General features: G+C 67.2%; 23 protein-coding genes and 1 tRNA gene. 9 read left to right on the forward strand and 15 right to left on the reverse strand.

Going from position 1 to position 24,374, the window contains the following annotated elements:
* Positions 1–17: 17 nt before the first annotated feature.
* Genes amgK through DT343_RS14690 form a run of 3 tightly spaced genes read right to left on the reverse strand, consistent with a single transcriptional unit; the run spans position 18 to position 2,474 of the window.
* On the reverse strand, positions 18–1,109 hold the full coding sequence (gene amgK / locus DT343_RS14680) for an N-acetylmuramate/N-acetylglucosamine kinase AmgK (RefSeq protein ID WP_112863448.1): 1,092 nt from the start codon (positions 1,107–1,109) through the stop codon (positions 18–20).
* Positions 1,102–1,623 (reverse strand): tRNA (adenosine(37)-N6)-threonylcarbamoyltransferase complex ATPase subunit type 1 TsaE, encoded by a 522-nt coding sequence (gene tsaE / locus DT343_RS14685; protein ID WP_112863449.1) that lies wholly within the window; start codon positions 1,621–1,623, stop codon positions 1,102–1,104. The genes amgK and tsaE overlap by 8 nt, the downstream gene beginning before the upstream one ends.
* Positions 1,620–2,474, reverse strand: a complete 855-nt coding sequence (locus DT343_RS14690; protein WP_112863450.1) for a GNAT family N-acetyltransferase — start codon at positions 2,472–2,474, stop codon at positions 1,620–1,622. Before DT343_RS14690 ends, tsaE begins: the two co-directional genes overlap by 4 nt.
* Before the next feature lie 115 nt (positions 2,475–2,589).
* Between DT343_RS14690 and DT343_RS14695 the strand changes: the two genes are divergently transcribed.
* Complete coding sequence (locus DT343_RS14695; protein ID WP_112863451.1) at positions 2,590–4,665, forward strand: S9 family peptidase; 2,076 nt, start codon at positions 2,590–2,592, stop codon at positions 4,663–4,665.
* Between the two features lie 69 nt (positions 4,666–4,734).
* Positions 4,735–6,846 carry a S9 family peptidase gene (locus tag DT343_RS14700; protein WP_112863452.1) on the forward strand — a complete coding sequence of 704 codons (2,112 nt, stop codon included), beginning with the start codon at positions 4,735–4,737 and terminating at the stop codon, positions 6,844–6,846.
* 75 nt (positions 6,847–6,921) lie between these two features.
* On the opposite strand, the gene DT343_RS14705 is transcribed toward DT343_RS14700, so the two are convergent.
* Positions 6,922–7,227, reverse strand: coding sequence for a hypothetical protein (locus DT343_RS14705; protein WP_112863453.1), 306 nt, complete (start codon positions 7,225–7,227; stop codon positions 6,922–6,924).
* Between the two features lie 166 nt (positions 7,228–7,393).
* Between DT343_RS14705 and DT343_RS14710 the strand changes: the two genes are divergently transcribed.
* Positions 7,394–9,439 carry an AsmA family protein gene (locus DT343_RS14710; RefSeq protein ID WP_112863831.1) on the forward strand — a complete coding sequence of 682 codons (2,046 nt, stop codon included), beginning with the start codon at positions 7,394–7,396 and terminating at the stop codon, positions 9,437–9,439.
* A 61-nt stretch (positions 9,440–9,500) separates the two neighbouring features.
* Positions 9,501–10,352, forward strand: a complete 852-nt coding sequence (locus tag DT343_RS14715; protein WP_112863454.1) for an alpha/beta hydrolase — start codon at positions 9,501–9,503, stop codon at positions 10,350–10,352.
* Between the two features lie 12 nt (positions 10,353–10,364).
* Here DT343_RS14715 and DT343_RS14720 read toward each other — a convergent pair.
* The 5 genes from DT343_RS14720 to DT343_RS14740 all read right to left on the reverse strand — a co-directional run bounded on the left by DT343_RS14720 (position 10,365) and on the right by DT343_RS14740 (position 13,544).
* Positions 10,365–10,449: transfer RNA gene (locus DT343_RS14720), tRNA-Leu, on the reverse strand.
* Between the two features lie 54 nt (positions 10,450–10,503).
* Positions 10,504–11,040 (reverse strand): CcdC protein domain-containing protein, encoded by a 537-nt coding sequence (locus DT343_RS14725; RefSeq protein WP_112863455.1) that lies wholly within the window; start codon positions 11,038–11,040, stop codon positions 10,504–10,506.
* Positions 11,041–11,103: 63 nt separating this feature from the next.
* Positions 11,104–12,123 (reverse strand): fumarylacetoacetate hydrolase family protein, encoded by a 1,020-nt coding sequence (locus DT343_RS14730; protein ID WP_112863456.1) that lies wholly within the window; start codon positions 12,121–12,123, stop codon positions 11,104–11,106.
* 43 nt (positions 12,124–12,166) lie between these two features.
* Positions 12,167–12,433, reverse strand: coding sequence for a hypothetical protein (locus DT343_RS14735; protein ID WP_017506239.1), 267 nt, complete (start codon positions 12,431–12,433; stop codon positions 12,167–12,169).
* Between the two features lie 55 nt (positions 12,434–12,488).
* On the reverse strand, positions 12,489–13,544 hold the full coding sequence (locus DT343_RS14740) for an isoaspartyl peptidase/L-asparaginase family protein (protein WP_112863457.1): 1,056 nt from the start codon (positions 13,542–13,544) through the stop codon (positions 12,489–12,491).
* Between the two features lie 255 nt (positions 13,545–13,799).
* Between DT343_RS14740 and DT343_RS14745 the strand changes: the two genes are divergently transcribed.
* Positions 13,800–15,464, forward strand: a complete 1,665-nt coding sequence (locus DT343_RS14745; RefSeq protein WP_112863458.1) for an FAD/NAD(P)-binding protein — start codon at positions 13,800–13,802, stop codon at positions 15,462–15,464.
* Positions 15,465–15,475: 11 nt separating this feature from the next.
* A complete protein-coding gene (locus tag DT343_RS14750; RefSeq protein ID WP_112863459.1) occupies positions 15,476–15,979 on the forward strand; it encodes a DUF1543 domain-containing protein in 504 nt (167 codons plus the stop codon).
* 16 nt (positions 15,980–15,995) lie between these two features.
* Here DT343_RS14750 and DT343_RS14755 read toward each other — a convergent pair whose 3' ends face one another.
* The 5 genes from DT343_RS14755 to DT343_RS14775 form a co-directional block, all read right to left on the reverse strand.
* On the reverse strand, positions 15,996–16,181 hold the full coding sequence (locus DT343_RS14755) for a hypothetical protein (RefSeq protein ID WP_112863460.1): 186 nt from the start codon (positions 16,179–16,181) through the stop codon (positions 15,996–15,998).
* A complete protein-coding gene (hppD, locus tag DT343_RS14760; RefSeq protein ID WP_112863461.1) occupies positions 16,182–17,282 on the reverse strand; it encodes a 4-hydroxyphenylpyruvate dioxygenase in 1,101 nt (366 codons plus the stop codon).
* A 128-nt stretch (positions 17,283–17,410) separates the two neighbouring features.
* Positions 17,411–18,526, reverse strand: coding sequence for a DUF5694 domain-containing protein (locus tag DT343_RS14765; RefSeq protein ID WP_220116729.1), 1,116 nt, complete (start codon positions 18,524–18,526; stop codon positions 17,411–17,413).
* 117 nt (positions 18,527–18,643) lie between these two features.
* On the reverse strand, positions 18,644–20,236 hold the full coding sequence (locus DT343_RS14770) for a hypothetical protein (protein ID WP_112863462.1): 1,593 nt from the start codon (positions 20,234–20,236) through the stop codon (positions 18,644–18,646).
* Between the two features lie 85 nt (positions 20,237–20,321).
* Positions 20,322–20,966, reverse strand: coding sequence for an exopolysaccharide biosynthesis protein (locus DT343_RS14775; RefSeq protein ID WP_112863463.1), 645 nt, complete (start codon positions 20,964–20,966; stop codon positions 20,322–20,324).
* 87 nt (positions 20,967–21,053) lie between these two features.
* Between DT343_RS14775 and DT343_RS14780 the strand changes: the two genes are divergently transcribed.
* The 3 genes from DT343_RS14780 to DT343_RS14790 are packed head-to-tail and all read left to right on the forward strand — an operon-like array spanning position 21,054 to position 22,782.
* On the forward strand, positions 21,054–21,629 hold the full coding sequence (locus DT343_RS14780; protein WP_112863464.1) for a YqaA family protein: 576 nt from the start codon (positions 21,054–21,056) through the stop codon (positions 21,627–21,629).
* 39 nt (positions 21,630–21,668) lie between these two features.
* Positions 21,669–22,214 carry a disulfide bond formation protein B gene (locus DT343_RS14785; RefSeq protein ID WP_039246047.1) on the forward strand — a complete coding sequence of 182 codons (546 nt, stop codon included), beginning with the start codon at positions 21,669–21,671 and terminating at the stop codon, positions 22,212–22,214.
* Positions 22,215–22,218: 4 nt separating this feature from the next.
* A complete protein-coding gene (locus DT343_RS14790; RefSeq protein ID WP_112863465.1) occupies positions 22,219–22,782 on the forward strand; it encodes a demethoxyubiquinone hydroxylase family protein in 564 nt (187 codons plus the stop codon).
* A 283-nt stretch (positions 22,783–23,065) separates the two neighbouring features.
* On the opposite strand, the gene DT343_RS14795 is transcribed toward DT343_RS14790, so the two are convergent.
* Complete coding sequence (locus tag DT343_RS14795) at positions 23,066–24,268, reverse strand: acetyl-CoA C-acyltransferase (RefSeq protein WP_112863466.1); 1,203 nt, start codon at positions 24,266–24,268, stop codon at positions 23,066–23,068.
* Positions 24,269–24,374 lie beyond the last annotated feature (106 nt).

Below are 24,374 nucleotides of genomic sequence, written 5' to 3' on the forward strand. Positions count from 1 at the left end.
GGCCGTCTTTGGAGCGGTCATGCGCGCACCTCGGCAGGAACGTGACGGTCGAACCAGCGGGCGACGGGTGCCAGGGCCGGCTGGTCCAGATTGGCGTTCAGGTGTCGCCACATGCGCGGCAGGAAATGGCGGTATCGCGGCTTGCCGTCGCGCGCGATCAGCCGGGCGAAGATGCCGATGATCCGCGCCTCGTTCAGGCCGGCGAGGCCGGCGTAGTCGGCCATGAAGGCGGCGCGGTCGATGCCGGGCCGCAGCGCGAAATAGCGGTCCAGCGCCTCGGCCTCCAGCGCCGGCGACACGTCTCGACGGGCGTCCTGCAGCAGGGAGTGCAGGTCCCACGACGGGTGGGCGCGCACCGCGTCCTGGAAGTCGATCATGCCGACGCGGGCTGGGCCGTCGCGCTGGGGCAGCCAGATCAGGTTCTCCGCATGATAGTCGCGGTGGGCCATGACCGAAGCTCCGGCCGCGCCGGAGGCGACGATCGGCGCCCAGGCCGCGCGCCAGTCGCCGATGGCGGCGGCGTCGAAGCGGACGCGGTCGTCGAGCTTCGGCAGCCATTCGACGAACAGATCAGCCCCGCCCTGAAGCGCCGTCTCGTCATAGGTCAGCAGCGGCCAGTCGCCGCCGGGGCCGTGCAGGGTCTGCGGCGGGTTTCCGGCCTCGTGCAGCACGGCAAGGGCCTCGATGGCGGCCAGATAGAGGGGCGTCTCGTCGGCGCCGTCTTCGATTACGCGCGCGAACAGGTCGTCTCCGAAATCCTCCAGCACGGCCAGGCCGTCGGCGGCGTCCAGGGCCGGGATCTCAGGAGCGGACAGGCCCAGAGACTTCAGATGGGCGGCGACGGCGGCGAAGGCCTCGATCCGGCCGGCGGACAGGCGGGCGACGGCGTTCCAGCCGGCGGCGTGACGCTGCTCGGGCGTCCAGCGCGGATCGCACGGCTGGCTTTCGGCGGCGGGCGCCTGATCCATCAGCATCAAGGTCGGACCGGTCGTCGGCGTCAGCCGCTCATACCGCCGCGTCGAGGCGTCGCCGGGCAGGGGCGCGCGCACGGCGTCGGCCAGGCCGGCGGCCTTCAGGAAGTCGAGACGGAGGGTTTCGCGGTCAGACATGCAGTTCCTTCAGCCCCGTTTTCCATCGGCCTACGCCGGAAACGGTCGCAAGCCTTCCTTGCAGAGCCCTATCGACGGGCTCGCGGAGCCCGTCTGCTTGAGGGCGTTCCGAGGCCGCGTCGAGGGTGATCTCGGACAGATGAATGATGAGCTGGTCCGGCCCCAGGAACCGGCCCGGTTCCTCGCCCAGGCGCTCGGGCCATTCGATGACGACGCACCCCTCGTCCAGCGCCTCGTCCAGCCCGATCTCGAACGCCTCTTCCGGCCGGGTCAAGCGGTAGAGGTCGAAATGGGCGACCGGCGGGTCGGACTCATAGAACTGGACCAGGGTGAAGGTCGGGCTGGGCACGTCCTCATCCGGCGTGGTCAGGGCGCGGATCAGGCCGCGCGCCAGGGTCGACTTGCCCATGCCCAGCGGCCCGTAGAGCAGCAGACTGTCGCCCGCCGCCAGCAGGGGGGCGATGGCCTGGCCCAGGGCGGTGGTGGCCTCGGCGTCGGGCAGGGCGATCTTCATGCGAACACTGCGTCAGGATCGGCGGCCAGGGTGCGTTCGGTGAAGGTCTTCAGCGCTTCGGTGGCCTTGGCGGCGTCCAGGTCCAGCCGGTCGGCGGGAATGGGCAGGCCGACATCGACGCCGAACGGCTTGCCTTCCTTATTCAGCAACTCATGGAACAGGGTCACGTCGCGCAGCTCCTGCGACACCTTGTCGAACAGGTGAAACAGCCGGCTGTAGGGGCCGGTGACATGCATGGGCACGACCGGCGCATCGTATTTGCGCGCCATCGAGGCGGCGGTCGGGGCCCATTCGGGATCGGTCAGGACGCCGTTCTTCTCGCGCGCCAGACGACCGGCGGGGAACATGACGACGCAGCGTTCGGCCTCGAACGCGTCCCTGGCGGCGTTCAGGGTCGCGCGGGTCTTTTCGCGGGTGCGTTTGTCGTGGACCCACTCGACGGGGATGATGGTCTCGTCCAATCGCGGCGAGACGCGGATGGCGTCGGCGTTGGCGAAGAAGATCATGTCTGTGCGCCGCTGTTTGATCGCGTCGAACACGGCGACCCCGTCGGCGATGCCGGTGGGGTGGTTGCAGACGACGACGCAGCGGCCGGTCGCCGGCAGGCGCTCCAGATTCGTCGTCGTCACCTTCAGCCTCAGCAGGTCCGAGACGTAGTCGAAGGTCTCGGTTCCCGACAGGTCGCGGATGGCGTCGGCCATTCGCACCGCCGCCCCATAGCCCAGCACGCCGTAAAGCGCCGGCCGCACGACCGGCCACAGCGGCGAGGCGGTCAGGCGCGGCGCGCGTTCGGCGATCAGCACATCGACGATGTGGGGCTGACGGCGGGCGGGAAGGGTGGCGGCGGTCATGAAAGATCTCTTGTCGCCGGTTCGGTCGGAGGGGGCAAGATGCGCGGCGTCGTGGACGCTTGGCGATCGGACGGGCGGCCCCTATCACTGTCGAAAAGCTTTGGGGAATGAAGACATGACGCGTTCACGCTGGATGGCGGCGGTCGCCTTTGGAAGCCTGATCCTGGCCGCCGCGCCCAGCCTGGCGCAGCAGGCCTCGCCCGCGCCGGCCTCCGCTCCGGCGCCCGCATCGCGCGGCCTGTCGCTGAAGGATCTGGCGATGATGGAGCGGGTCAGCGAGCCGCGCGTCTCGCCGGACGGCCGCCAGATCCTCTACGCCGTGCGCACCACCGACTGGGACGGCAACAAGGGCGTCAACGGCCTGTGGCTGGCGGACGTGTCGGGTGGCGAGCCGCGCAAGTTGGCGATCTCGGAAGGCGGCGCCTCGGGCGCGCGCTGGGCGCCGGACGGCGGGGCGATCTATTTCCTGTCGTCGCGGGGCGGATCGAACCAGGTCTGGCGCACGGATGCGGCCGGGATGGCGGCGGCCCAGGTGACGACCCTGCCTTTCGACGTGTCGGGCTTCCGCATCGCGCCGGACGGCACGTCGCTGGTCCTGGCCGTCTCGGTCTTCGTCGATTGCGACACCCTGGCCTGCACCAAGACGCGGCTGGATGCCCGGGGCAAGTCGACGCTCCAGGCCTATGACCGACTGCCGCTGCGCGACTTCGACCATTGGGTCGATACGCGCCGCACCCATCTGTTCGTCCAGCCGCTGAACGGGTCGGGTTTGAGTGGCGGCGAACCGCGCGATCTGATGGCGGGTCTGGACGCCGATGTCTCGGCCGGCGATTCCAGTTTCGACATTTCGCCGGACGGCCGGACCCTGGTCTACGGCACGCAGACGCAAGGCGCGGGCGAAGCCTTCACCAGCAACAGCGACATCTTCCGCGTGGCGCTAGATGGCGGGACGCCGGTCAATCTGACGGAGGCGAACAAGGGGTCGGACGGCAATCCGGTCTTCTCTCCGAACGGTCGCCAGCTGGCCTGGCTGTCGGCGCCGCGCGAGAATGTCGGCGGGGATCAGACGGCGGTCTGGGTCGCTGAGGCCGACGGCTCCGGCGCCAGGAAACTGACCGACTGGGATCGCGGCGCGGGCGGCCTGCAATGGCGCACCGATGGCCGGTCGCTGCTGGTCTCGGCGGCGGACGAGGGCCAGAACCGGCTGTTCTCGGTCGACGCCCGCACCGGCCGGATCAAGCCCCTGACCGGAAACGGCACGGTCGGCGCCTATGAGGAGAAGGCCGGGGTCTTGGCCTATGCCCACGAAAGCTTCGTCGCCCCGACCCAGATCTTTGTTCAGACGCGCGGCGAACCCCGCCAGATCAGCCGCCAGAACGCCGAGGTGCTGGCGCAGATGGACCTGCCCAAGGGCGAGGCCTTCACCTTCGCCGGCTGGAACAATGAGCCGGTGCAGGGCTGGGTGTTCAAACCGGCGGGCGCGGTCGAGGGTCGGCGCTATCCGGCGGTCTATCTGATCCACGGCGGGCCGAAATCGCCCTGGACCGAAAACTGGTCCTACCGCTGGAATCCGCAGGTCTATACAGCCGCGGGCTATGCGGTGGTGATGGTCAACTTCCACGGCTCGCCCGGCTATGGCCAGGCCTTCACCGACGCGATCAACGATCACTGGGGCGACCGGCCGCTGGAGGATCTGGAGAAGGGTTGGGCGGCGGCGCTGTCGAGCAATCCGTGGATCGACGGCGACCGGGCCTGCGCGCTGGGCGCCTCCTACGGCGGCTATATGGTCAATATGATCGCCGGAAAGTGGAACGGGCCGTGGCGCTGCCTGGTCAACCACGCCGGGGTGTTCGACGTGCCGCAGCTGATGAACGCCATGGATATAGGCAACTTTATCTGGGAGTTCGGTGGTCCGAGCTGGGAGCGCAAGGCCGTCTATGACGCCTTCAACCCTGAGACCTACGCCGGCGACTGGAACAAGCCGATGCTGGTGCTGCATGGCTCCAAGGACTTCCGCGTGCCGATGGAGCAGGGGCTGGCGACCTTTTCGGCGCTTCAGCGTCAGGGCGTGCCCAGCCGGTTCGTCCATGTGCCGGACGAGAACCACTGGGTGCTGAAACCCCGCACCTGGGTCGACTGGCAGCAGGAAATCCTGGATTGGGTGGGCCGCTATACGGCGCCGGCGGGCTGAGCGACCCATTGACGCGCCTTGGCAGGGTGCTACGCCTCGCGGCCAGAAAGCTTCGCGAGGAAGATCTTGATGCGTCACCGTTCCCTTCTGTCCGCCGCCTGCGCGGCTGTTGCGCTGATGAGCGCCGCGCCTGCCCTGGCCCAGGTGCCGCCCGCGCCGGTTCCGGCCGCGCCCGCGACGCCTGACGCCTTCACCTATCAGGACATGATCTCGGCCAACCGGCTGGGCGATCCGCAGGTGTCGCCGGACGGCCGCTATGTCGTCTATTCGGTCACGACCACCGATGTTCAGGCCAACAGCCGCGCCGGCAGCCTGTGGATCTTGGACCTGAATTCGCCTGACACGGCGCCGCGCCGCCTGGCCATCTCGGATCAGGGCGCCAACACCGCGCGCTGGGGCGGGGACGGCAATCTGTATTTCCTGTCGGGCAAGTCGGGCGCGAGCCAGGTCTGGCGCGTGGCCTCGCCCACGTCGGCGCCGGTTCAGGTGACGAACCTGCCCACCGACGTGAACGCCTATCGGATCAGCCCGTCGGGCGACAAGGTGGCGGTGTCGCTGGCCGTCTATCCCAATGCGGCCGACCTGAACGCCTCGGTCCAACAGGGCAAGGCCATTGCCGAGCAGAAAACGACGGGCCAGGTCTATGACCGCATGTTCGTGCGTCACTGGGACACCTGGAACGACCACACCCAGAACCACCTGTTCGTCCAGTCGATCGGCCGCGACGGCAAGGCTACGGGCACGCCGACCTGGATCACCAAGGGCTTTGACGGCGACACGCCCTCCAAGCCCTTCGGCGACGAGAGCGAGTTCGTCTTCACGCCGTCGGGCGATGCCGTGGTCTTCTCCGCGCGTCTCGCCGGTCAGACCGAGCCGTGGAGCACCAACTTCGACCTGTGGAAGACCAACGGCCTGTCGGGCGACGGCACCTTCACCAACCTGACCGACGGCAACGACGCCTGGGACACCGGCCCGGTCTTCTCGCCGGACGGACGGACCCTGGCATATCGCGCCATGGCGCGGCCGGGCTTCGAGGCCGATCGCTATCAGATCGTGCTGATGGACGTCGAAACGGGCCAAAAGCGCGAGATCGCCTCGAACTGGGATCGCTCGGCCGACACGCTGCAATGGTCGGGCGACGGCCAGACGCTGTACACGACGGCGGGCGATGTCGGTTCGACCAAGGTGTTTTCGGTGGATACGCGCAACGGCGTGGTCACGCCGATCACGGGCGCGGGCCACGTCTCGGCCTTCCAGCAGACGCCCTCGGGCTTCGTCTTCGCTCAGGACAGCCTGCGCGAGCCGGGCGACCTGTATTTCAAGACCTATCTGGGTCGCGAAATGCCGCGTCGTCTGACGCAGTCCAACCCCGCCTTCGCCGCCAAACAGTTCGGCGAGTATGAGCAGTTCAGCTTCGCCGGTTGGAACAACGAAACGGTCCACGGCTATGTCATCAAGCCGGCCGGCTATGTCGAGGGTCGCAAATATCCGGTCGCCTTCCTGATCCACGGCGGGCCGCAGGGCTCGTTCGGCGACGGCTGGTCCTATCGCTGGAATCCCGAGACCTATGCGGGCGCGGGCTATGCGGTGGTGATGATCGATTTCCACGGCTCGACCGGCTACGGCCAGGCCTTCACCGATGCGATCAGCCAGCACTGGGGCGACCGCCCGCTGGAAGACCTGCAGAAGGGCTGGGCGGCGGCTCAACAGAAGTACAGCTTCCTGGACGGCGACAACGCCTGTGCGCTGGGCGCCTCCTACGGCGGCTATATGATCAACTGGATCGCCGGCAACTGGTCCAATGAGTTTAAATGCCTGGTCAACCACGACGGCGTCTTCGACACCTTCGGCATGGGCTATTCGACCGAGGAGCTGTGGTTCACCGAGTGGGAATACGGCGGCACGCCGTGGGACAAGCCGGAGGGCTATCAGAAGTTCAACCCGGCCAACCACGTCGATAACTGGAAGACGCCGATGCTGGTGGTTCAGGGCGACCGCGACTTCCGCATCCCGACCGCCCAGGGCCTGTCGACCTTCACCGCCCTGCAACGGCGCGGCATCGACAGCCGCCTGGTCTTCTTCCCCAACGAAAACCACTGGGTGCTGAAGCCGGCCAACAGCCTGCAATGGCACAATGAGGTGTTCGGCTGGCTGAACAAATATCTGACGCCGACGCAGTAAGAGGCGTCCGTCCAGACGACAAAAAGGGGCGCGGTCCGACGACCGCGCCCCTTCTTCATGCGCGTTTGGTCGGGATCAGAGCGCGGCGCGCTGCATCGGCGCGTCGGCCAGGCGATCATACTGATGCGCGGTCATGCAGCGCGGCGCGGACCAGCGCTGGCCCGACTGATAGGCGGCGACGGCTTGCTGGGCGGTGACGAAGGTCGGCGTCGCACCGTGGTCGCGTTGATAGGCCGTGCGCGACGCCACATCGGTTCCGCATACCCTGACGGTTTGCAGCACGGCCGCGCGCTCGGCCGGTCGCGGACTCTGCGCCAGCGCCGGCGTCGTTGCGGTCGCCAGAGCGGCGGCGATCAGGGCGGGGGTCAGAAAACGGGTCATCGGCAATCCTCCACGGCCTGAATTAAGGTCAGGACTCTGACGAATTATGCGCCGATCTTCGCGATTGTAAAGATTATGCGACAACTTCACGTCAAATCGACGACGGTTGACGCTGCGGCGCCAAACCGGGTCTGGCGCGTTTCCTCTGGCTGACGGAGACGAGCGCTTGTCGAACCTACGGAATTGGCGGACTTTTCAGACCACCCTTCAAGAGCGGGCGTGGGCGCCGGCGGGTGCGCGCCTGCTGACGTGGCGCGACTGGGTGCGCGACAACGATCCCGTCTATGCGGCGGCTCGACGACCGGGCACGGCGGAAAAATGGGCGGCGGGCGTGGTGCTGGTCGTCGTGGCGGCCGTCGTTCTTTTCCTGGCCCTGTTCGACTGGAACATGCTGCGCGGACCCATCGGCCGCTGGGCCTCGGTCAAATACGATCGCCAGATCGCCCTGACCGGCGATCTGGACGTCAATCTGTTCAGCTGGACCCCGTCCGCCGTGGTGCGCGGGCTGAAGATCGGCGGGCCAGACTGGGCGTCGGATCGGGACACGGCCGCCGTCGATGAAATTCGCGCTTCGGTGCGACTGAGAAAACTGCTCGCCGGTCAGGTGGAGATGCCCCTGCTCAGCTTCACCCGACCCCGCGTCGTCCTGATCTCGACCAAGGACGGTCGCAAGAGCTGGGTGCTGAATCCCGACAAGCCGGATACGGGCGAGGGGCTGAACCTGCCGGTGATCCAGCAACTGGTCATCAAGGACGGCCAGCTGTCATTCGATGAACAGCGGCGAGGTTTGACCTTGGAGGCGGCGGTCAATGCGCGCGAGGCCGCAGGGGGCGCAGCGGGTTTCCTGCTGGAAGGGCGCGGCGCCGTGAACGGATCGCCACTGACGCTGAAGGTCGAGGGCGGCCCCTTCGTCAACATTCGTCGCAACCGACCTTATCGCTTCGAGGCCGCCGTCAATGGGGCAGGGTCATCGCTGATCGCCAAGGGCGCCATCACGCGGCCGTTCGATCTGGGGCGGTTCGATGCGACCCTGACCATGCAGGGGCGCGATCTGTCGGATCTGTATCTGCTGACGGGCGTGACCCTGCCCAATACGCCGCCTTATCGGCTGTCGGGGGCGCTGAACCGCAATGAGCGGGTCTGGACCTTCAAGGATTTCGATGGACGCGTCGGCGCCTCCGATCTGTCGGGCCAGGTGAGGGTCGACGCCGCCCAGCGTCTGCGCGTCGACGCCGACCTGACTTCGCGTCGTCTGGACATCGACGACCTGGCGGCCGTTCTGGGCGCGCGGACCCGGACCAATGCGGCGGGCACCGACACCGAGGCGCCGGTCGTGGTCGGCGGCAAGCTGCTGCCCGACGCCAAACTCCAGACCGAGCGGCTGCAGACCATGGACGGGACCCTGTCCTACCGCGCCGGATCGGTGAAGGCGAACGCCTTCGACGTGCGTCAGGTGAACCTCGGCGCGGATCTGAAGGACGGCATTCTGAAGCTGGATCCGATCAGCTTCGACTTCAACAGGGGCGCGCTGAACGGCACGGCGAGGATCGACGCGACGAAGGCGACGCCCTACAGCAGCGTCGATCTGCGGCTGGCGGGCTATCCGCTGGAATCCATCATTCCTGCGCGCAATGGATCGGTCCCGCTCAGCGGTCGGGCGCTCGGCCGGGCCAAGCTGGAGGGACCGGGGGCCTCGATCCACGACTTCGCCGCCGCGTCGAAAGGCTCCCTTAGCCTGGTGGTGCCGAACGGCAAGATGCGGGCGGCCTTCGCCGAACTGCTGGGCATCAACGCCAGCGCGGGCCTGTTGAAGCTGCTGAGCGGCGACCAGTCGGAAAGCCAGATTCGCTGCGCCGTCGCCGATTTCAACGTCAGCGGCGGCACGGCGACCGCCCGCACCTTCGTCATCGACACCGATGTGGTGCTGGCCCAGGGCAAGGGCAGCATCAACCTGGGCGCCGAGACGCTGAACCTGAGGATCGACGGTGAGTCCAAGAAGCCGCGTCTGCTGCGTCTGTGGGCGCCGATCACCGTCTCCGGCCCTCTGACCGCGCCCAAGGTCGGGGTCGATGTCGGTTCGGTGGTGTCGCAGGGCGGTCTGGCGGGCCTGCTGGGTGCGGTGGTGGCGCCGGTGACGGCCCTGTTCGCCTTCGTCGATCCGGGTCTGGCCGAGGACGCCGACTGCGGCCGGCTGATCGCCAACGCCCGCTGATTGTCGATGACGACGACCGATCAGGCGATCCGAGCGTATTGTGGGTGATGGAGCCTTCTGCATGACCCGCCGTGGACTGTTCGCGCCTGCCCTTGGGCTTCTCGCCGCCGCCTGCTCGCCGCTGAGCCTGCTGAACACCTTGGGGCCGAGGGACGGCGGCGTGCGACGCGTCGCGCGCGACGTCCCCTATGGCGACGATCCGCGCCAGCAGATGGATCTCTATGCGCCGACCGCGCCTGGCCCCTATCCAACGCTGGTCTTCTTCTATGGCGGCGGCTGGGATTCGGGCTCACGCAGCCAGTATGGCTGGGCCGCGCAAGCTTTGGCGGCGCGCGGCTTCGTGGTCGCGCTGCCGGACTACCGGATCGTGCCCCAGGTCGTCTTCCCGGCTTTCATCGAGGACGCCGCCGCCGCCACGGCCAAGGCGGCCGAGGTGGTCGGTCAGTATGGCGGCGATCCTGCGCGGCTTGGCGTGCTGGGCCATTCGGCGGGCGCGCATCTGGCGATGATGATCGCCCTGGACCGACGCTATATGGCCGCCGTCGGCCGTCCCGATCTGATCAAGGCGGCGGCAGGTCTCGCGGGCCCCTACGACTTCCTGCCATTCGACGTGGCGGCGTCGCAGAACGCCTTCGGCCGTGCGCCCGACCCGACCCTTACCCAACCCGTGACCTTCGTGCGCCGTGACGCCCCGCCGATCTGGCTGGGCCACGGCACGGCCGACACGGTGGTCCACGACGAGGACACGGTCATTCTGGATGATCGGATGCGCGCGGCGGGCGGGCGCTCGGAAGCCAAGCTCTATCCGGGCCTGGACCACGCCGACCTGATCGCGACCTTCTCGCCCCTGTTCCGCAAAAAGGCGACGGTGCTGGCCGATGTGGCGGAGTTCTTCCACCGGCAGCTGGGCTGAACCGACGAAGAGTGGTGCGGGCGGCCGGGGTCGAACCGGCACTCCTTTCGGAACTGGATTTTGAGTCCAGCGCGTCTACCAATTCCACCACGCCCGCAGCGGAAGGACCGCCTCATGCCACAGAGGCGAAGGCCGCGTCCAGCCCGAAGCGTCAGGCCGCGACTTCCACATGGCTGTCCGTGCCGCCGGACTGGATGCGGCGGGCGCGGATGTACATTTCGACGCGCTGCATGACGATCAGGCCCATGGCGAAGACCAGGAAGGCGTCGGTGACGGCCAGGACGTTCAGGTGCCAGGCGGCGGCATGGCTTTCGATCAGGTCGCGCAGCAGGGACCGGCCGGCGAACAGCACGACCAGCAGGATCAGACCCAGCGGCGAGGCCTGGGCCATCAGGGAACCGTCCGGCTCTTTTTCGATGGTGACGGTCTTGCCGCGATACCAGCCGGCGACGCCGCCCAGGATCCCGCCGATGGCCAGCACCGCCCAGGCGTCGGGACCGAACGACGCATGGGCCATGTTCGGGTTTTGCGCCGTGCCCCAGATGCCCAGGCCGATCAACGGCAGGACGATGGCCGGCATGACCCACAGCAGCTGCGGCTTCAGCACGCGCTTCCTGCGGTTCTTCAGCAGCACGACCACCAGCATGATCGGGATCATGAGCAGCGGGATCAGTTTTTCAGGCGGCACGTCGTCTCTCCCCAAAGACCGGATGCGGCCTCCCCCGAGGCCGCTGTCAGCACCCTAGCGGCGTCAATCCGCGCTGGATAGCGGCGCGACGGTCTGTTCGATGGCGCCGAAGATCGAATGATGACGCGCGTCCAGCATTTCGATGCGCACCGTGTCGCCGTGTTTCAGGAAGGGCGTCTCGGCCGCGCCGCGCAGGATCGTCTCGACCGTGCGGACCTCGGCGATGCAGCTATAGCCCAGGCCGCCTTCGGACACCGGCTTGCCGGGGCCGCCGTCGGCGTCCTTGTTGGACACGGTGCCCGAGCCGATGATGGTCCCGGCGCCCAGCGACCGGGTCTTGGCCAGGTGGGCGATCAGGGTCCCGAAGTCGAAGGTCATGTCCACGCCGGCGTCGGCCTTGCCGAAGTCTTGGCCATTCAGCTGAACGTTCAACGCGCCATGCAGCTTGCCGTCTTTCCAGCGGTCGCCGAGCGCCTCGGGCGTGACCAGCACCGGCGACAGGGCGCTGGCGGGCTTGGACTGGACGAAGCCGAAGCCCTTGGCCAGTTCGGCGGGGATCAGGTTGCGCAGGCTCACGTCGTTGACCAGGCCGACCAGGCGAATGGCGTCGAGCGCCTGTTCGCGCGTCGCGCCCTGCGGCACGTCGCCGACGACCACCACGATCTCGGCCTCCAGGTCGCAGCCCCAGGCCTCGTCGGCCAGCGGAATCGGATCGCGCGGCGACAGGAAGCTGTCCGAGCCGCCCTGGTACATCAGCGGGTCGGTCCAGAAGCTCTCGGGCATTTCGGCGCCGCGCGCCTTCCGCACCAGTTCGACGTGGTTCACATAGGCCGAGCCGTCCGCCCACTGATAGGCGCGCGGCAGCGGCGAGGCGGCGTCGCGTTCGTGGAAGCGGCCGCGCGGCACGGCCTCATGCTCCAGGCTTTCGGCCAAGGCCTCGAGGCGGGGCCCGCAGCGGTCCCAGTCATCCAGCGCCGCCTGCAGCGTCGGGGCGATCAGGAAGGCGTCGGTGAACCAGTTCAGGTCCTGAGAGACGACAACGAGGCGGCCGTCGCGGCCGTGCTTGAGCGAGGCGAGTTTCATGACCAAGGCCTAGACCGGATTTGCGATGTTGGGAACGGCGGAATCAGTCGGCGGCCGTCAGCAGGGCGCGGGCCTCGGCGCCGGTGCGGGCGGCGCGGTCGCGGACCTCGACCTCGACGATGACGCCGCCCTCAGGCTCGACGGCCCACAGGTAGCGGCGCTCGACCTCGACCGTGCGGCCGGACGGGGCGAAGCCTTCGTAACTGTCGCCCCAAGGGGTGATCTTCCTGACCTCGACGAAGGGCATGGCGCAGGCGGCGTCCAACTCCTCGTTGGCCATCACGGTCAGTTCGTCATCGGACGCAGGCATGGGTCTCGGTCTGGGAAAAAAGAGTCTAATTCGTCTAATTGGTCTGAACGGGCGCTCAGGGTTCGTCGGCGTAGATGGCGACGCGGGCGGGGTCGGTCGAGGAGGCCGCGCCGCGATACATGCCCGAGGTGGACATGGCGAAGGCAGGGCGGCCATCCAGGCCCATGACGATGACGCCGCCCTTGCCGCCCAGACGATCGGCGTCAGCGATCTCCGCCTGACCGGCGGCCTGCGTCGCCGCGCCTCCCGCAATCCGCGCGCAGATGTCGCGGGCGACGGTGGCGCGGATGAAATATTCGCCGTCGCCGGTGGCGGACACCGCGCAGCCGTCGGCGTTGGAGGCGTAGGTGCCGGCGCCGATGATCGGCACGTCCCCGACCCGTCCCCAGCGTTTGGCGGTCATGCCGCCGGTCGAGGTGGCGGCGGCGAGATGACCCTGGCTGTCCAGCGCCACGGCGCCGACCGTGCCGAACTTCTTCTCGTTCAGGGGCGGGGCGATTTGGGCCTGGGCGCCTGGTAGAGGCGCGCCGACGGGGCGTTCGGGGATCGGCTGTCCGGCCTCGGTCAGGGCCTTGACCAGCCCCTGCCAGCGGCGCTCGGTGAAGAAGAAGGCCGGATCGACTTGCTCCAGCCCGACCGAGGCGGCGAAGGCGTCGGCGCCGGGGCCGATCAGCATGACGTGGGGCGACCGCTCCATCACCGCGCGGGCGGCGGCGACGGGATGACGCGTAGTGGTCAGGCCTGCGACGGACCCGGCGGTCAGGTCCGACCCGTCCATGACGGCGGCGTCCAGCTCGTTACGGCCGGCCGCCGTGAAGACCGCCCCGCGCCCGGCGTTGAACAGGGGATCGTCCTCCATGACCTGAACGGCGGCCTGGACCGCATCCACCGCCGAGCCGCCGCTTTTCAGCACGGCCGACCCGGCGTCCAGCGCGCCTTGCAGCGCCGCGCGATAAGCCGCGTCCTGTTCCGCCGTCAGGCTGGACCGCTCGATCACGCCCGCCCCGCCATGGATCGCCAGCGACCATCGCGGCGCGGCGTCCTGGGCGTGCGCCGAGGACAAAGACAGTGCAAAGAGTGCAATCAGTGCCGAACAGGCGATGCGCATCATGAAATTCCTCCCCGCGCCGGATCAGGACGCACCCCGTCGGCAGGACGTCGGCGCCCGCCACTGTAACCCATGACGGGGTCGTGTCAGGCTGATCGATCAAAGAAAACGAAGCTCATAACCAAGTCGGGCGAATCTCGGCGGTCCTGTGTGCGAAATCGCGCAGATCGAACGTGTTTAGTAGCGTACAGGTGGCTGTTTCGATTGAAAAAAAACATTCGGCATGGCGCCTTTTTGCGCGTCGCGCATTGTGGGCGCATGACTGCATCGATCGCCTTTGTCGGAGCGGGGCCAACCACTCTCTACGCGCTTCACGCCCTGCTGTCCCAAGGCGAGCTGCCGGCGCGCATCACCGTGATCGAGGCGCGCGGCTCTGCGGGATCGGGCAGCCCCTACAGCGCAGAGTGGAACGACCGGGCGATGCTGTCGAACATCGCCAGCGTGGAAATCCCGCCGGTCACGCAAACCCTGGCGGAATGGCTGGCGGCACGGACCTCGGCGGAGTTGCACGCGCTGGACGTCGACCCTGCCGCGCTGGACGAGCGTAGTTTCGTGCCGCGTCTCGCTTTGGGGCGCTATTTCGAGGACCAGTTCAGAGCCCTTGTGGAACGGGCGAGGGCCGCTGGCGTCTCGATCCAGGTGATGACCGACTGTCGCGTCGTCGACGCCGCGAACACGCCGGCCGGCATCGAACTGACCTCTGTCTCGCCGCCCTCGCTGCGCGCAAGCAAGGCGGTCTTCGATCATGTGGTCCTGGCCACTGGCCACCAATGGCCGTCGCGCCACAAGGGCCGTCCGGGCTATTACCTCAGTCCGTGGCCGGCCTCGGCGCTGTCCAAGATCCCCGCGACGGACATCGGCATCCGCGGCTCGTCCTTGACGGCGATCGATGCGGCGGTCGCCTTGTCAGGATCGCACGGCGCCTTCGTTCGCCAAGCCGACCGGCTGGTGTACGAACCTGCGCCGGGAACCGAGACGTTTCGCCTGACCATGATGTCGCGCAAGGGCATCCTGCCCGAGGCGGACTTCTATTTTCCGCTGCCCCATGCGCCGCTGGACATCTGCACGCCGGAGGCGGTCGCAGCCCTCATCGCGCAGGAGGCGGGCGGTCTTCTGGATGAGGTGTTCGACCTCTTCCGGCGCGAGCTGATCCAAGCCGATTCGGCTTACGCGGCAGAAACGGCGTTGGGCGAGGCCACGCTGGAGACATTCGCCCAGGCCTATTTCGCCCGACGTGCGGCGAGCGATCCGTTCGTCTGGGCGGCGGCGAACCTGGAAGAAGCGCGGGCCAATCACGCCGCTAGGGTCACGGTGGCGTGGCGCGACGCCATCCTTCGCATGCATGAAGTCGTCGCCGCGATCGTGCCGCATCTGGACGCCGCGCAGTTCGAGCGCTTCAGTCGGGCGTTCAAGCCGATCTTCGTCGATGTCTACGCCGGCGTGCCGCATGAATCGATCGAGCGGATGCTGGCCCTGCACGAGGCCGGCAAGCTGGAGGTTCTGGCGCTCGGCGAGGACCACGCGGTCGATACGCAAAGTCCGGAACGTGGGGCCGACGTGACGATCGCCGGACGGACAAGACATTTCCCGGTCTTCATCGAGGCGACCGGCCAGCAGGCCTTGGCCGCGATCCAGTTTCCGTTCCTGTCGCTGCTGGAGCAGGGCATCGTTCGCGACGAGGTCGCCAATGATGCGCCCGACGTGGTGCGCGGCATTGCTGTCGATGAGCTGTTTCGACCCGTTGATGCGCCCCTGCCGCCGGACCGACTGTTTTGCCTGACGCTGCCGTTCCTGATGGGCCGCCACCCCTTCGCGCAGGGGATCACCAGTTCCTTTGAAATGGGAGGGATCGTCGGGCGCAGGCTGGCGTTGGTGGTCAAAGGCGAGGAGAACCCGCCCCATCCCGCCGCCTCGGCGGCCTGAAGCGAGACCTGATGAAGCTGTTTGCGATCTACATCGGCGGCGAGCACGCCGGCGCCAATATCGAAGTGCATGATATGCGCTTCATCGCCGCCCCCTCGATCGAGGGCACCTACGACACCCTGCGTGAACAGTGGTGGGGCAAGACGGGCAGTCTGCACATCGATTGCTGGTCGGAGATTTCACACGCGGACGGCTATGACGTCAGCCTGCGTCCCGAGCCCTACACCGGCCAGGAGAAGCTCTATTATGTGAACCTCGGCGGCTATGACGGGGTGGCCTTCGCCGAACAGCACCGCAACGTCTTCGTCGTCGCCGAAACCCTTCAGGCCGCCAAGGCGCGCGCCATCAAGCTGGCCTCAGGCTGGAGCGACGCCCACCGCGACGAGATGTATGAGGCCGAACAGGCCTTTGCGCTTCAAGACGCCGCCCAGGCCCAGCGGATGCATATCCACCTGACGCCCCGTCCGATGTCCGGCGACCCGAGCTTCACCTGCCGCTATATGCCGCTTCGCTGAGGCAAGGGGGGCGCCTTCACCCCCGGTGGTGCAGGCGCTTCCACACCTGATAGCCGATGATGGGGGCGAAGCCGCAGAGGAGGGCGGCGATCAGGACCATCCAGAAGCCGCCGCCCAGCCAGACTTCGCCGGCCAAGGCCCCGGCGCCGGCCGCCAGGACCGGGCCGAGCCAGGGCAGCCAGGTCGGCGGCCGCATCTTCATTCAGGCGTCGACCTTGATGACACCACGACGGATCTGGTCCAGCTCGATCGAGTCGAACAGGGCCTGGAAGTTGCCGTTGCCGAAGCCTTCGTTGCCCTTGCGCTGGATGATCTCGAAGAAGATCGGGCCGAAGGTGTCCTGGGTGAAGATCTGCAGCAGCAGGCCTTCCTCGTCCGAACCGTCGATCAGGATGCGGTTCTTGCGCATCCGCTCCACGTCCTCGCCATGGTTGGGCAGGCGTTTGTCGATCAGTTCGAAATAGGTCTCGATTGTGTCCTGGAACTCCACGCCGCGTTTCTTCATCGCCTCGACCGTCTCGAAGATGTTCTCGGTCGTCAGGGCGATGTGCTGGATGCCTTCGCCGTTGTAGCGGCGCAGGAATTCCTCGATCTGGGAGTTGTCGTCCTGGCTTTCGTTCAGCGGGATGCGGATAGCGCGGTCGGGCGCGATCATGGCTTGGGAGAAAAGGCCCGTCGCCTTGCCCTTGATGTCGAAGTACTTCTGCTCTTCGAAGTTGAAGATCGAGTTGTAGAAGCCCGACCAGGTGCGCATCTGGCCGCGTCGGACGTTGTGGGTCAGGTGGTCCAGGATCTCCAGGCCCATCGAATTCTTGCGCTCGGCCTCTTCCCAGCCCTCGATCTCGTCCCAGGCGTCATAGAGCGATCCGGCGTCGCCATACTGGTCGATGACGTAGAGCAACGAGCCGCCGATGCCTTGCAGGATGTAAGGGTAGTCGTCGCCCAGCGCGCCGCCGGCGGCGTCCGTAGCGGCGACGGCGCCGCGGGCCAGGGCGCCCTCATAGGCGGCCTTGGCGTCGGTGGTGCGGAAGGCCATGCCGTTGGCGGACGGGCCGTGATCCTTGGCGAAGTCGGCGGCCTGACCCTTGGGCGAGCGTTGCACCAGGAAGCTGATGTCGCCCTGTTTCAGGCGCACCACGTCGGTCTTGGGGTTCACGTGCGTCTGGGTGAAGCCCATCAGCTCCAGGCGTGAAATCATCGCCTCGGGCTCGGGGCCGGTGAATTCGACAAACTCGAAACCGTCGACGCCGAGGGGGTTTTCCTGGTCGATCTGTTCCGCCGTAGCCTGGGTCATGTCGTTCATGGCGCGTCTCCCGCGTGATCTTGAGGGCGGTCTGGCCGCCGATTGGCGCGGAACCTAGTCACAGAAGACGACGGAGCCAAGACGAAGCCACGGGGTCGTGATGACGGGCGGCCCCCAGCGCGTTCCGCTCAGCGCAGAACGGGCTCGGGATCGACCAGCCGGACGTCGTGCATCTGATCCAGATAGGCCTCGTAGTAGCCCTTGTGTGAGGCGCCGACGATGGTCAGCATCCGCGTGCCCGGATAGCGGCCCAGAACATCGCGCATATTGGCGACCATGCGCAGGTTGCGGGTCTCCCAGAAGCCGAGATAGCGGCGGCCGAAGGCCTGCGGCGACGGCTCGATCAGATTTGCGCCGAAATCGGACTGATAGGCCATGGCCGGGACGGTCGGTGCATTGTAGGCGCGATACATCTGAAGAAGGCCGTTCGGCTGATCCAGGGCGGCGCTCAGCCGTTCGTCTTCCGCCCGACGGGCCGTGCTGGCGGCATTGTCCCAGGCGGCCATGACGGCGTCCTGTGATGCCTTCTTCTCCACGGGGTCGGCGGGGTCGGGCGAATCGGCGGAGTGGTCGTCGACGCTCCACAGCCGTTCCAGTCCTAGGCGCGCGGCCAGGGGGGCGGAGATCAGGAAGGTCTCGTTGGCCTGTTTCTCGATTTGGTTCAGCACGCCGACCAAGGCGTCGTTCAGGCCGTCCCCGGCGATGCGGTCCTGGGCGGGCAGGCGAAGCCACTGGACCAGGGCCGATCCCCGCTCGCCGGCCGCCAGGAAGACCGCCGCCAGATGACGCCGCTGGGCCGCCGTGGGCCGATCGGGCCACTCGGCCAGCAGCCGCTCAGCCTCTGCGTTGGCGGCAGGCACGTCCAGGCCGGTCGCCAGGGCGGCGGGGGCGGGATCCCAGCAATAGGTCTCGACCGTCTCGGCATAGCGCGACGGATAGCGACGCAGGCTGTCGCATTGCAGGCCCGACAGGTCCTCGGTTGAGATGGCGGTCGGCTTCCACGCCGCCAGCCGATCCAGCAGCGGCGACAGACTTTCGACTTTGAAGCCGTCGCCCATGTTCGACAGGTGCGGCGTGCCCAGCACCAAAACCTCGTTCAGCGCGCCGGCGGGCGGCCCCTTCAGCTGATCAGGATGGAAGGCTTGGCGATAGTCCTGGGCGGCTGCGGGCAGGGCCGCGACCAGCAGGACGCCTAAGCCAACCGCGGCGGTCAGGGGACGGGAGACACGAAGAGGCAGGGCCATGACACTCACATGAAAGAAAGGTCGGGAATGATCGACCGCCGGTCGACCACTGCACCTTTCACTGGATACCGGCTTGGCGCCCGTTAAATCTTGGACATCTAGGGCGGCGCTTGTCCGTCAAGTGCGTCGCGCCCTGAGATCCGGCATCGCATCGACGGCCCAAAGATCGGGGGCCCGAAGCGGGGCCTTGCAGACCGCCTCGACCGTCTTGCCGTCCGCCAGTGTGTAACGGATGGGCAGGTTTTCGGCGCAACGGGCCTGGACGGCCTGGAAGACGCCCTGACCGTTCGACATCGGGTCCAGATCTTCGATCGCGATGACGACGGGATCGCCGGACAGGGCGCCGCATCGGTCGCCGGAGTCCAGCTTGATCCGGCCGTTGTCGATGGAAAAGCCGCCCTCGCCGCCGCAGTTCTGATCGACCATGTGGAACAGAGCGGCCTGGCGAAGGTCACGCGGGCTGGGCCGATTGACCAAGGTGACGCCCAGCGCGGCAAGGCGGGCCTGAACGCCGGCCCAGCGGTCCGGGCCCGGACCGTCCAACAGCACGGCGACGGCGGTGTCCGGCGTCAGGCGGCTGCGGAAGTCCTCCACCCCATAACCGTCTCCCGAGCGACCGGACTGAAGCATGGCCTTCCAGATGTCGAAGACGTCCGCGCGGCCGTCGGAGGCGCGGCGGCTCTCCAGGTCCGCGATCCACTGCACGACGACGCCGCAGTTGTAGATGGCGTTTCCGGTGCGCAGGCGCTGTTCGGCGTCAGGGCGGTCGCCAAGGGCGGCGCGACAACCGTTCAGCCGTCGCGCCAGCGAGGTCTTCAACTGGGTCTCGTCGATCGTTCCCGTGGACAGGGCGGCGATCAATGCGCCGTATTCGGCGCCGCCCTCATGCAGCCAAGGCGCTCTGACGCCGTCCTTGGTCGTCACCGCATGGCTGTTCCACATGTGCAACGTCTCGTGCCAGACGAAGGTGGACAGCTGTTCGGTCACATCGGGCGGGGGCGCGGACCAGTCCGAGCCATGAAAGCGCAGGGAGATGACGCCATTGTCGGTCACATCGCCCCGAAATGTCGTCGGGCCGGGGCTGTCGGTAGTGACGATCAGGGTCGGCGCATAGGGCAGGTCGCGGCCGAGGCGAGCGCCATAGAATCCCTGGGCCGCCAGAAAGCCTTCGCTCATCGCGGTGCGCAGGGATGCGGGAACGGTTTCCCCGACGACGACCACGCCGCCGTCATCCTGCGTCACGGCCGAGGTCGGTCCGACATAGACGTAGCTTTGGATCGCGTTGGATTGAGGCGTGACGGTTTCACCTGCGGCCGCCCTCACGGCCAGTTCGGCGTCCATGTCCTTCAGCGCCAGCGCGGGCCCATAAAGCCTCTGGCCTGATCCGACCCGCACCAGGCCGATATAGACGCGGTCCACCTCGGCCGCGTCAGGCGCGATCAGAATATCGAAGGTATCGAACGGCTGGTCGGATTTCACCACGCCGTCCGACATCGACAGGCCCGGCGTTCTGACCGTCCACAGGGTTCGGACGATGTCCTGATCCAAAAACGCGACCTCAGTCGTCGGTTGGGCGAGCTTCCAGGTCACCAGAACGCCGCCCGGCGCGGCGCGCGCCTCGATCGTCGCGGCCTGTTGAGCCGAGGCGGGGGCGGCGGCTGCGAAAGCGAGGCCGAGTGCGGCGACGAGGCCGATCAGATTCGAGGTCAAGTCTTCGGGCTCCCCACCACCAAGCGTAAGCATACTGACCAAAACAACTGAGGCGCGATTTGACGGCCAATATCTTACGGTTGCGTCAGCCCGGCAACCAGCGGGTGGCCCATTCGGCGCCCATCAGAAGGCCGGTCCCTAGCGCGCCCAGGATGGTCAGCCAGACAGTGGTGACGGCGCAGCCCGCGAGGACGAACAGGCCGTCGCGCTGGATCAGGCCGACCGACAGCAAGGCCAGGGCGATGGACGGGATGGTGTTGGTCAGGGGCATGACGATGGTGACGGTCGCCAGGATCATGAAGACGGCGGCCAGCTTCTCGCCCGGTCCGTCGGCGAAGCGGCGCAGGCGGGGGCGCGACAGCCGGTCGATCCAGCCCAGTTTGGTTTCGGCGAAATCGGCCATGGCCTTCAGCCACGATCCTTTGCACCGCAGGTTCAGGAACCAGCGCGGCAGCCAAGGCTCCTCGCGCCCGACCAGCATCTGGCCGGCCAGCAGGATGACGATCAGCCCGACCACCTGCGGCACGCCGTAAAGGCCCGGCACCAGACAAGGGATGGAGAGCAGCAGGATCAACAGGCCGTAGGCGCGCTCGTCCAGCCGGTCGCGGATCTCGTGCAGGGTCAGGCCTGCGTCGCCGCCGTCGTCGGCCAGCCGCCGCAGCAGCCGGGTGACGTTATGGCTGACGTCGTCCTGCTGGACCGTGGACGGGGAAGAGGCGGGGGTCGTCATTCAGGCGCTCTAGCAGGTGGACGTGACGGCCGAGGATGACGCAACGCCGCAGGGGTGCTAACGCGCCGTACCGCCTTAAGGATCGCCATGCTGCGCAAACTCTATGACCGCGTCTTCGACCTGGCGCGCAGCCGCCATGCGACCAAGGCCCTGGCGGTCGTCTCCTTCGCCGAGAGTTCGTTCTTTCCGATCCCGCCCGATGTGATGCTGGCGCCGATGATCCTGGCGCGACCGCAGAAGGCGTATTTCTACGCTGCGGTCTGCACCGCAGCGTCGGTGCTGGGCGGGATTCTCGGTTATGCGATCGGCTATTTCCTGACCGATCTGGGTCTGGCGATCATGCGGGTGCTGGGCCATTCGGACGGGCTGGAGCAGTTCCGCGCCTGGTTCGATCAGTGGGGCCTGTGGGTCATACTGATCAAGGGGCTGACACCCATCCCCTACAAGCTGGTGACCATCGCTTCGGGTCTGGCGGCGTTCAGCTTTCCGGTCTTCATGGCCGCGTCGGTCGTGACGCGGGGCGGGCGGTTCTTCCTGGAAGCGTGGATCCTGAAGCGCTGGGGGCCGGCCATGCTGGCGCAGGTGGAAAAGCGGCTGGCGATGTGGAGCGTGATCGGCCTGGTCGCGCTGGTCGCGTTGATCGTCGTCCTGAAGCTTCTGTAAGTCGACGCCGCGTTCGGGGCGGGGTAAGACCGTTTCAAGATGATCGATGTCTATCGCCTTCTGACCCGTTGGTGGACCGCCTTCGCCCTGGCCGCGTCGCTGGCCATGCTGGGCGCGGCCCATGCGTTCGAACGGTTCGGCGGCCTTGCGCCCTGTAACCTGTGTCTGAAGCAGCGCGAGGTCTATTGGGGCGCCGTCGTCGTCGCTGTGCTGGCCACAGGCTGGACCCTTTTCAGCGGCGGACGCCGGGGCACGCCGCGCATCGCCGCCTTCCTGCTGGCGGCCGTGTTCGCCACAGGCGCCATCACGGCCATCTTCCACATGGGTGGCGAATATAAATGGTGGGCGCTGCCTGCGACCTGTTCGTCCGTCGGCGGCTCGGTCGATATGGACAGCCTGACGGCGCTCGCCATGGGCACGGGGCCGGTGACCAAGGTGATCGGCTGCGGCGATGTGGCCTGGAGCTGGCTGGGTCTGTCGATGGCAGGATGGAACGCGATCATCGCCTCGGCGCTTGCGGTGTTCAGCCTGTTGGCGGCGAAACGTCCCAAGGACGCCCGCGCGCCCCGGATCGAAAAGGCCTGATGCGATGAGCCATTCCATTCCTCTTCCTCGTCCTGGCCAAGGCGCCGACAAGGCGCGGATGGACGAAATCCTGCGCGTCGATCACGCGGGGGAATATGCGGCCGTCCTGATCTATCGCGCCCAGAAGGCGGTGTTCGAAGGGCGCAAGGGGCGTGACGGCATCGCCCACGACCTGTCGGAAATGCAGGACCAGGAGGCGGTGCATCTGGCGCGCTTCGAGCGGCTGCTGAACGAGCGGCGGGTGCGACCCACGGTCATGACGCCCCTGTGGCGCATCGCCGCCTCGGCCCTTGGCGCCGGCACGGCCCTGATGGGCGAAAAGGCCGCGCACGCCTGCACCGAGGCGGTCGAGAGCGTGATCGAGAAACACTATGCTGACCAGATCGCCGAGATCGGCGATCGCGACCCGGCCCTGGCCGCCGAGCTGAAACAGTTCCGCGACGAGGAACTGGCCCACCACGATCACGCCATCGAACACGGCAGCCGAGAAGCGCCCGCCTATCGCCTGCTGTCCGGCGTGATCAAGGTCGGCTGCAAGGCCGCGATCAAGATGAGCGAGCGGGTCTAAATCGTCTCCTCCCTGCGGAGCGGGGAAGGGGACCGCCCCCGGGTCTCGCCGAAGGCGAGCCCGAGGACTGGCTAAGCGGTGGAGGGGCTATTGAAGTCCCACAGACGTTTGCGATGCGGCGAAGAGCCCCTCCGTCTCTCCGCTTCGCTACGAGCCACCTCCCCATGAAATGGGGAGGAGACAACTGGTCCCTCTCAATAGATTTCGAACAGCCCGGCCGCGCCGCTTCGAAACGCTGGCGTTTCGAAGTCGTGTCTCATGTGGGCGCGGCTTTCTGACTTTCTCAGTAAATTTCGAACAGCCCGGCCGCGCCCATGCCGCCGCCGATGCACATGGTGACGACGCCGTATTTGGCGCCGCGACGCTTGCCTTCGATCAGGACGTGGCCGGTCATGCGGGCGCCGGACATGCCGTAGGGGTGGCCGATGGAGATGGCGCCGCCCGAGACGTTCAGCCGGTCATCGGGAATGCCCAGCGTATCCTGACAATACAGAACCTGGGCGGCGAAGGCTTCGTTCAGCTCCCAGATGCCGATGTCGTCCACCGTCAGGCCGTGGCGCTTCAGCAGTTTGGGCACGGCATAGACCGGGCCGATGCCCATTTCGTCCGGCTCGCAGCCGGCGACCGCCATGCCGCGATAGGCGCCGAGCGGTTGCAGATTGCGCTTCACCGCCTCGCCGGCCTCCATGACGACACAGGCTGAGGCGCCGTCCGACAGCTGCGAGGCGTTGCCGGCGGTGATGAACTCGCCCGTCTCGATCTCCTCGCCGCCGCCGAAGACCGGCTTCAAGGCCTTCAGCCCTTCCAGCGTCGTATCGGGACGGTTGCCCTCGTCCTGGGAGAGGGTGACCTCTTTCGATGAGGTCTGGCCGGTGGCCTTGTCCATGACCAGCATGGTGGTGGTCATGGGCACGATCTCGGCGTCGAAGCGACCGGCGTCCTGGGCCGCGGCGGTGCGCTGCTGGGACTTCAGCGCATAGTCGTCCTGGCGGTCGCGGCTGACGCCATAGCGGCGCGACACCACCTCGGCCGTCTCCAGCATCGACATATAGATGTGGGGCGACAGCTTCAGCAGCGCCTCATCCTTCATCCGGTACAGGTTCATATTCTGGTTCTGGACCAAGGAGATGCTTTCCAGCCCGCCGCCGACCGCCATCTTCTGCTGATCGAAGACGACCTGTTTCGCCGCCGTGGCGATGCCCATCAGGCCCGAGGCGCACTGACGGTCCAGGCTCATGCCGGGAACGGAGGAGGGCAGGCCGGCGGCGAGCGCGATCTGGCGCGCGACGTTGGTGCCGGTCGAACCCTGCTGCAGGGCCGCGCCCATGACCACGTCCTCAATCTCGACCGGATCGACGCCGGCGCGCTGGACCGCGTGCTTGACCGCATGGGCGCCGAGCTGCTGCGCCTGGGTGTCGTTGAACGCGCCGCGATAGGCGCGACCGATGGGGGTGCGGGCGGTGGAGACGATGACGGCTTCGCGCATGAGCTTTCCTCCTGGGCTATCGCCCTTCGGGCTGCTTGAGCCCATTTTTGTTTGGCCTACGCGCGTTCGCGCTGCTTGAGGCCGGTTTCCTCTGAAGCGAAGTTAG

Origin of the sequence: Brevundimonas vesicularis, from assembly GCF_900445985.1 — a bacterium.
In the GTDB taxonomy this organism is placed as follows: domain Bacteria; phylum Pseudomonadota; class Alphaproteobacteria; order Caulobacterales; family Caulobacteraceae; genus Brevundimonas; species Brevundimonas vesicularis_D.